Raw genomic sequence first — 8,824 nt, forward strand, 5'->3', positions numbered from 1 at the left:
CAAAGCTCGCGCCAAACTCGGCCGCGCCTATCCAGCCACCCCCAAAGAGTCAAAATCACTGTGATAGACCACTAGTTCCCGCTTGGCATTCCTCGGATGCATCAATCTCCCCACCGCCGTCGTGGACCCAAACGTCGATGTGGAGCTTGCGCTTTGGTTCGAATCAGTCGCAGCGGAGCCAGTACAATCCCTGTTTCTCGTTTTGTTCGCAACAAGAAACGGATCTAGGACGCGGACCCATAAAGGGGCAGCTATAGCCTGATTGACGCGAGTTGAACGAAGCCATTGGGCGCACCGCGGAATGCGGGATTGTGATACCTGGGCCGAAAAGGAAACCGACTGGCACCGCGCGTGGAAAAACAACTTTCCGGCCGAATGCCAAGAGTTTATCCAGTACGATGGGCAATCCGGGGAGAAGCATATCGCTGATGTTCGTACTCCTCATGGCCTTGTGATTGAGGTTCAGCATTCGCATCTCGATCCGCTAGAACGGGCTGCACGCGAGCGCTTTTACGGAAATATGGTGTGGGTTGTTGATGGCACCCGCCTAAAACGAGACTATCCACGGTTTAGTAACGGAAAGGATGATCTCAGGCGCACGAAGATCCAGGGACACTTCCTCCTCGCATTCCCTGATGAATGCTTTCCTGCGATGTGGCTTGATAGCTCAGTGCCCGTCATTTTTGATTTCCGAGGTGTGGATAACCGCCGGCCCTACGACAATTATCAACATGTCGGTCGTCAGCCAGTTCGGTATTCGCTTCGCAGGTTCGGCCATGGTTTTGACCCTCCGCTACCGGCACTCTCCGACTTGCCCCAGCCAGGCGATATGACCTGCTTCACGAAATCGGGAAAAAAAGCGACAATTTGCTTGAAGCGAGATGGAGCGCACCCGAGCAGTCGGCTTCCCAGTGCTACTCTCAAAGATACGCCGCCGGGTTCGAAATGCGGCTGTCCGGCGAAAGGGAGGATTGTCAGCCCGACGCCGCGAGTCCTGGTGAGGCTTCCAACTACGCCAACCGGCAAAAGAGCCCGCCAGCTAGCGGCGGCGCACGCTCAAGATCTTTGGCTCTCTCGACTTCGCCGGCTCACTCAGTGTCTTTGCTGTCGTCGATGGCTCCGCCGAAATACAGCGTCCGAGGGCGCGGACGGGTCCCTCTGTCAAAACTCAGAAGCTTTCGGTTAGGCTTGTGCTCGACGCCGCTGGCAAAAGATCTCGTTGCGCTTTGCGTGAAGCCGCTCGCGGCGCGGGACCCCATCGCCCACCCTCGGGCGCTTCGAACCACAGCTGTTCGATGGCGGGAAGTGATGATGCGATTGCGGGGAAGCTGCAAAGAGTCGTGTGAGGTCCATGGGCGGGGAAATCACGCCGCGGTTGTGCCTGGGAAAGCCGGTGCTCAAGGTCGCGCAATCCGAGCGGCGCGGGCGAGGGCTGTCTATTCGGCGGACTACTCCAGCGATGCGCGAGAGTTCGGGTGCCGGCCCGTCTGGACAGTAAGCGCCGCGTGTCTTCGTTACGGACCGAGCGTTCGGTTCCTCCACCCTATGCCGACTGGCTCTCAGCAGAACGGAGACGAGCGCCTGGCGTGCGTCTTGCCGGCGAAGGCGGCTCTGGCCTGGATCAAACTTGCTTTCTTGAGACCATTACGCGAACGAAACGGCAATCGTTTCTGTGGCGGTAACTGTGGCGGTCCCGAATCCTCAGGCGGCAGGCAGGTCGTAAGTGCCCGTAATCCCTGGTGGGCCCGGCAGGACTCGAACCTGCAACCAGACCGTTATGAGCGGCCGGCTCTAACCATTGAGCTACAGGCCCCGCCGCGAGCCGCCACAACGCGTGGGCCGGCAACGGTGCCGGGTCCGTTTACAGGGTGAGGGGCGATCGGGCAATCCCGGCGCCTCTAGTCCACCGAAACCCCGGCGAATTCCACCACTTTCCGCCATTTCTCGGTTTCGTCGGCGACGAGCTTGCCGAATTCGGCGGGGGTCATCGGCTTGGGGATGCCGCCGACCTCGGCCAGGCGGGCGACGAGCTTGGGATCCTTCAGCGCTTCGCCGACCGCCTTGTTAAGGATCTCGATGACCTCCGGTGGCGTGCCTTTCGGCGCCGAGATGCCGTAGAACCCGACCGATTCGAAGCCCGGCACGGTCTCGGCGATGGCGGGGACGTCAGGCACGCTCGGCCAGCGCTTTGGCGAGGTGACGCCGAGCGCGCGGACATTGCCGCCGCGCGCCTGCTCCAGCGCCGATGGCAGGTTGTCGAAGATCAACTGCACCTTGTTGGAGATGATATCCGGAAAGGCGATCGCCGAGCCACGATAGGGCACGTGCTGCATCTCGCATTTGGTCATCGCCTTGAACAGTTCCGCCGACATGTGCACCGAGGTGCCGTTGCCCGACGACGCATAGGAGACCTTGCCCGGATTGGCCTTGCAGTAATCGATGAACTCCTGGACGGTTTTCACCGGCATCGCGTTGGAGATCACCAGCATGTTGGTGAGTTGCATAATGCTGGCGACCGGGGTGGTGTCGCGCAGGAAATCATAGGGCAGCTTCTTGTAGAGCGAGGTGCTGATCGCGTTGTTGGGCGCAACGAACAGCAGCGTGTAGCCGTCGGCGGGCGAATTGATCGCGGCGGCGGCCGCGATGTTGCCGCCGGAGCCGGTGCGGTTCTCGACCACGAATTGCTGACCGAAATGGTCCGACAGCCACTGGCTCATGATGCGGGCGACGATGTCAACCGGCCCGCCGGCGGCAAATCCGATCAGCCAGCGCACCGGGCGGTTTGGATAGTCGGCGGCGGAGGAGGGGGCGACAAGGCTCAAAAGGCAAATCAAACCAAGGGACGTCGCACGCAAAAAGCGAAGCATTATGTTTCCTCGTCATTTTCTTGTTACCGTTGCGGCCATGCTTTCATAAAATTCCGGCCTTGCCTACAACCTCTGCAGCATAAAGATCGATCAATCTCGCGCCGGGGATGTTGGAGGTCGCCACATGAAAATAGCTTTGACGGTTTGCGCCGTTGTCCTGCTCACCGGCAACGCGGCCGCACAAGAGGGAGGCAAGACCATTTCCAAGACCACGATCACCCTGGGGACGGCGACGCCGGGCGGCGGTTTCCCGCTCTATGGCAATGCCTTTGCCGAAGTCATGAACGCGGCGGATCCGAGCCTCTCGATCGAGCCGCGCAATACCAAGGGCTCGAACGAGAACATTCCGCTGCTCGAAGCTGATAAGCTCGATATCGCGACGGTGGCCGGCGAGCCCGCCTATGAAGCCTTCATGGGCATCGGCCGGCCCGCGACCCAGCTCAAGATCCTGACCGCGATGTATTCGAGCCCTGGCATGTTCGTGGTGCGGGCTGACAGCCCGTACCGGACGATCCGCGACCTCGTCGGCCAGCCGGTTGCGTTCGGGGCGAAGGGCTCGGGCCTGCCGATCCTGTCGCGCTATATCCTCGACGGGATCGGGCTGAAGCAGGACGAGGACTTCAAGTCGATCTATCTCGATCGCGCCGGCGATGGGCCGGCGATGGTGCAGGACGGCCGCGCCGCGGCGCTCTGGGGGGCCGGTGTCGGCTGGCCGGGCTTTGCTGCGATGGCGGAAAGTCCCACCGGCGCGCGCTTCATAGCGCCGAGTGCGGAAGAGATCGCGCGCATCCGCGCCAAGCACACCTTCCTGAAGCCGCTGACGATCCCGGCGAACAGCTATCCGAAGCAGACGGAAGCGATCGCCTCCGTCGGCTCGTGGAGCTTCATCCTCGTGCGCGAAAGCCTGCCCGATGAGGTCGCCTATCGGCTGGCGAAGACGCTGCACGGGATCGAAGGCGAGTTCTGCAGGAAGCTGGCGCAGGCCTGCGAGACGACGGCGGCGAGCACGGTGGCGGCGGCACCGAATGTCGAGCTGATTCATCCGGGTGTGCTGAAGTATTTTCGCGAGATCGGAGTGGCGAAGTGAGAGGCGAATGGCGAATAGCGAGTAGCGAGTAGCGAATGGATAACCACGCGCCGCCTTCCCCCATTCGCCATTCGCTACTCCCCATTCGCCCACCTCATTTCTTCACCAGCGCACACGCCGGGTCCGGCGGGCCGAACGCGTCTTCGCCGGAAATCTTGGTGAGGATCTTGTAGTAGTCCCACGGATATTTCGATTCCTCCGGCGACTTCACCTGTACGAGCCAGAGGTCGTGAACCATCAGATTGTCCTCGCGCAGCTTGCCGTTGCGGGCGAAGAAGTCCTCGATCGGCTTTTCGCGCATCTTGGCCGCGACCTTCAGCGGATCGTCGGTGCCGGTCTCCTTGATCGCGTTCAGGTAGTGGATCACGGAGGAATAGACGCCGGCCTGCCACATCGTCGGCATCCGCTTCATCTTGGCGAAATAGCGTTTCGACCATTCGCGGGTCTTGTCATCCATGTCCCAATAGAACGACGTCGTCAGCAACAGGCCTTGCGCGGTCGGCAGTCCCAGCGAATGGATGTCGGTGATCAGCGCGAGCAGTGCGGCCATCTGCTGGCCGCCCTTGAACACGCCGAACTCGCCGGCGGTCTTGATCTCGTTCATGTTGTTCGGCGGGCCGCCGGCAATACCGATGATCTTGGCCTTCGAGGCCTGCGCCTGCAGCACGAAGGACGACAAATCCGGCGTCGCAAACGGCGGGCGCACCGAGCCCAGCACCTTGCCGCCATTCTTGGTGACGACGCTCGCGGCATCCTTTTCGAGCGAGTGCCCGAACGCATAGTCGTCGGTGATGAAGAACCAGCTATCGCCGCCGCGCTTCACCACCTCCTGCGCGGTGCCGACTGCGAGCGCCCTTGTGTCGAACACCCACTGCATGGCATAGGGCGAGCAGAACTTGCCGTGGAAATCGGTCGCTCCGGTCGAATGCGTGATGAACAGCCGCTTCCGCTCATTGGCGACGTTCTGCACGGCGAGCCCGACTGCGGAGACCGGCACGTCGACGATCAAATCCACCTGATCGACGTCGTACCAGCGCCGCGCGATACTGGAGCCGATATCGGCCTTGAGCTGATGGTCGCCGACGATCACCGAGATTGGCTTGCCCAGCACCTTGCCGCCGAAATCGTCGATCGCCATCTGCGCCGCGGTGACCGAGCCCTGTCCCGTCGGCGTCGACGCCGGCCCGTTCATGTCGGTGAGCACGCCGATCTTGACGACGTCGTCGGAGATTTGCGCCAGCGCCGCCGTCGAAGCCAGCATGGCGCCGGCTAGCGCGCCGAGCATGGAAAATGGTTTACCGAACGTTATGCCGAACATTCTTGTCTCCCTCCCTGGACCGGCGCATTGGCCGTTATTGCTTGTTCCGGGACGTGAACCCGGCTGAATTGGTTTCTTTTGCAACCGGTTTGGGGTCGGCGTCAACGCGTCCTTTCGGAGCAGGAACATCCGGCAGCACCTGTTTATTTCGCAGCCGATACAGTAGACAGGCCGGCCATGGTTCCGACCCAGCGCCTGCCGGCTTCGCTCACGCCATTGGAAACCGCGCTCAGCTCCCTCCTGCACGGGCTTGAGCCGGTGCAGCCAATCGAGTTGCCGCTTCCGGACGCGCTCTGCTGCATCGCGGCCGAGATGCCCCCGCTGCCGGCGCGTCCGCCGCATGATGTTGCCGCCACCGATGGTTGGGCGCTGCGCGCCAATGATCTGGTCGGCGCTTCCTCGTACTCGCCGTTGCCATTGGCTGCGGCGCCCGCCTGGGTCGAAGCCGGTGACGCCATGCCTTCGGCTTGCGATTGCGTGCTCGATGCCGACCTGGTCGAGGCGGCCGGGCCGATTGCGCAGGTGCTTGCGGAAGCGATCCCGGGGCAGGGCGTCAGACGCAAGGGCCAGGACATCGCCGAAGGGAGCCTCATTGCCGAGGCGGGACGACGTGTGCTGCCGCGCGATCTTCTTGTCGCGCGCGTCGCAGGGATCGAGCGGCTCAAGGTGCGACGGCCGCGATTGCACATCGTCAACATTCCCGGCGCCACAGTGACCGCCAAGCTGGTCGCGGAGAGCGCACGTTCCGCCGGCGCTGAGGTTATCAGCCGGGAGGCGGGGGCGCGTGATGTCGGGTCGATCGTTGCCGCGTTTGAAGATGCTGCCTGCGATCTCCTGGTGATCATCGGCGGCAGCGGCGTCGGCCGCACCGATGCGGTGGTGACTGCGCTCGCCGTGCGTGGCGAGGTCATCGCTCATGGCATCGCCTTGCAGCCCGGCCGCACCGCGGCGGTCGGCCGTATCGGAACAACGCCGGTCGTCGCGCTGCCCGGCGCGCCGGACCAGGCGTTTGCAGCGTGGTGGGCGCTGGCGCTGCCGGTGCTCGATCGGCTGACCGGACGGCAGCCGAGGAAGGCACTGTCGCTGCCGCTGTCGCGCAAGATCGCATCGCTCGTCGGCATTGCCGAATTCGTGCTGCTGGAGCGGCAGCGCGATGCATGGAGGCCGCTTGCGGTGGGCGAGCTCTCGTTTGATGCGATCGCGCGCGCGGAGGCCTTTCTGGTGGTGCCCGGCGGTTCCGAAGGATTTGCTGCGGGCATGCCGATCGATGCTTATATGTTGCGGGAATGAGTTCCGACATGACCAATACATCTGCGAAGGACCGCGGCAATTTCGATCAGGACCAGTTCCTGACCATCCTGTCGCGCGAGGAGGCGGTTGCGCGGTTCGAGGCTGCGTTGTTTCCGAGGGCAGTCGCCAGCGAAACACGACCGCTCGCGCAGGCGCTCGGCTGCGCGCTGGCCAACGATGTCGTCGCGCCGATCGACGTGCCGCCGTTTGACCGCTCCAATGTCGACGGCTTTGCGGTGCGCTCCGCCGATCTTGCGCAGGCGAGCGAGGCTACGCCGGTGCGGCTGGTGCTGAACGACGAGGTCATCGCCTGCGGCACCGCGCCCACGCGGCCGGTACTGTCTGATACGGCAACCTCGATCGCGACTGGCGGTCCGGTGCCGCGCGGGGCCGACGCGATCGTGATGGTGGAGCATACGCAGCCCGCAGGCCAACGCGCGATTGAGATCCGCCGCGCGGCTTCTCCCGGACAATTCGTGTCCTACGCCGGCTCCGACATCGCGCGCGGCGAAACGCTGCTGCGTGCTGGCACCATCATCGGCTCGCGCGAGATCGGCATGCTCGCAGCCTGCGGTATCGCAGAGGTCGGCGTGGCGCGACGGCCGCGCGTCGCCATCTTGTCGACCGGTGACGAATTGGTGCAGCCGGGCCAGCCGCTGCGTCCGGCTGCGATCTACGACACCAACGGTGCCATCGTCACCGCAGCGATCTCCGAGAATGGCGGCGATGCCGTCTTCGTCGGCGCCATTGCCGACGACGAAGCGCAGCTCGAAGCCGCCATGCGCAAGGCGCTCGCTGGCAGCGACATGCTGGTGCTCTCCGGCGGCACATCGAAAGGCGCGGGCGATGTCTCCCATCGCATCATCGCGCGGCTCGGCAAGCCAGGCATCATCGCGCATGGCGTGGCGCTGAAGCCGGGTAAGCCGCTGTGCCTTGCGGTGTGCGACGGCAAGCCGGTGGTGATCCTGCCGGGATTTCCGACCTCGGCGATGTTCACCTTCCACGACATGATCGTGCCGGTGCTGCGGCGGATGGCGGGCCTGCCGCCGCGCTCGGATGCGAAGGTGACGGCAAAAGTGCCGGTGCGGATCGCCTCCGAACTCGGCCGCACCGAGTTCGTCATGGTGTCGCTGGTCGAAGGCCCGGACGGATTGATCGCCTATCCCTCCGGGAAGGGCTCGGGCGCGATCACCTCGTTCGCGCAGGCTGACGGCTTCCTGAAGATCGACGCGCTGGCCGATCAGATGCCGGCCGGCACGGAAGCCGAGGTGACGCTGTTCACGCCGCACGTGCGCGTGCCCGATCTCGTCATCGTCGGCAGCCATTGCACCGGGCTCGATCTCGTCACCGCGCCGCTGGCGCGCGCTGGGCTCTCGGTGCGCTCGATCGCGGTCGGCAGTCTTGGCGGGCTTGCGGCGGCCAAGCGCGGCGAATGCGATCTTGCGCCGATCCATCTGTTCGACGAGAAGAGCGAGACCTACAATGTGCCCTATCTCGCCGATGGGCTCGAACTCGTGCCGGGCTGGCGGCGGATGCAGGGCATCGTGTTCCGTAGGGGTGACCGACGTTTCGAAGGTCTGTCGGCACAGGATGCGGTGCGCGCCGCGCTCGCCGATTCCGCCTGCATCATGGTCAACCGCAACCAGGGCGCCGGCACGCGCATCCTGATCGACCGTTTGCTCAATGGCGCGCGTCCCGACGGCTACTGGAATCAACCGCGCTCGCACAATGCGGTTGCCGCCGCCGTAGCCCAGCATCGGGCCGACTGGGGCATGACGATTGCGCCGGTCGCACATGCGTCGGGACTCGGCTTCATTCCGCTGGCGGAGGAGCATTACGACTTCGCACTGGTGACGGCGCGCAAGCATCGCCCGGCGGTGCAGGCTTTTCTGGAAGCGCTGGCCTCGGACGAAAGCCGCGCGGCGCTGGAGCAGGCGGGATTCCGCCCGGCGTAGCTCCCGCCACCGGCGCCATCCGGGGCGAACGTCAATGTCGCCCCTCATGGTGAGGAGCGCCAACGGGTCCGCGCAAGGCGCGGCCCGGTGACAGGCTCCGCGCGTCTCGAGACGATGCTGCGCATCGCTCGGAGAACTATGAGGCCCCGCCAGTGGCCTCGCCCTTCGAGACGACCGCCGCGCGGTTTCCTCAGGGTGAGGGGATAGGTGCAAGTGCGCCGCTCTATCCTCGTCATTGCGAGCGCAGCGAAGCAATCCATGCCTCCACACGCGGCGCGATGGATTGCTTCGCTGCGCTCGCAATGAC

General features: G+C 64.0%; 5 protein-coding genes and 1 tRNA gene. 3 read left to right on the forward strand and 3 right to left on the reverse strand.

Going from position 1 to position 8,824, the window contains the following annotated elements; genetic code table 11:
* Window positions 1–1,737 precede the first annotated feature (1,737 nt).
* A tRNA-Ile gene (locus AAFX91_RS35710) sits at window positions 1,738–1,813 on the reverse strand.
* A gap of 85 nt (window positions 1,814–1,898) precedes the next feature.
* Complete coding sequence (locus tag AAFX91_RS35715) at window positions 1,899–2,867, reverse strand: tripartite tricarboxylate transporter substrate binding protein (RefSeq protein WP_130581378.1); 969 nt, start codon at window positions 2,865–2,867, stop codon at window positions 1,899–1,901.
* A 124-nt stretch (window positions 2,868–2,991) separates the two neighbouring features.
* Between AAFX91_RS35715 and AAFX91_RS35720 the strand changes: the two genes are divergently transcribed.
* Complete coding sequence (locus tag AAFX91_RS35720; RefSeq protein ID WP_394569660.1) at window positions 2,992–3,954, forward strand: TAXI family TRAP transporter solute-binding subunit; 963 nt, start codon at window positions 2,992–2,994, stop codon at window positions 3,952–3,954.
* A gap of 94 nt (window positions 3,955–4,048) precedes the next feature.
* Here the strand turns inward: AAFX91_RS35720 and AAFX91_RS35725 are convergent, their stop codons facing one another.
* Window positions 4,049–5,272 carry an ABC transporter substrate-binding protein gene (locus tag AAFX91_RS35725; RefSeq protein ID WP_394569661.1) on the reverse strand — a complete coding sequence of 408 codons (1,224 nt, stop codon included), beginning with the start codon at window positions 5,270–5,272 and terminating at the stop codon, window positions 4,049–4,051.
* A 177-nt stretch (window positions 5,273–5,449) separates the two neighbouring features.
* Between AAFX91_RS35725 and AAFX91_RS35730 the strand changes: the two genes are divergently transcribed.
* The gene (locus tag AAFX91_RS35730; protein ID WP_130581380.1) at window positions 5,450–6,562 is read left to right on the forward strand and encodes a molybdopterin-binding protein; all 1,113 of its coding nucleotides are present in this window, start codon (window positions 5,450–5,452) and stop codon (window positions 6,560–6,562) included.
* Window positions 6,563–6,570: 8 nt separating this feature from the next.
* Window positions 6,571–8,517: a molybdopterin biosynthesis protein gene (locus AAFX91_RS35735; RefSeq protein WP_394569662.1), complete on the forward strand. Its 1,947-nt coding sequence runs from the start codon at window positions 6,571–6,573 to the stop codon at window positions 8,515–8,517.
* Window positions 8,518–8,824 lie beyond the last annotated feature (307 nt).

Origin of the sequence: Bradyrhizobium sp. 31Argb, from assembly GCF_043638955.1 — a bacterium.
Taxonomy (GTDB): domain Bacteria; phylum Pseudomonadota; class Alphaproteobacteria; order Rhizobiales; family Xanthobacteraceae; genus Bradyrhizobium.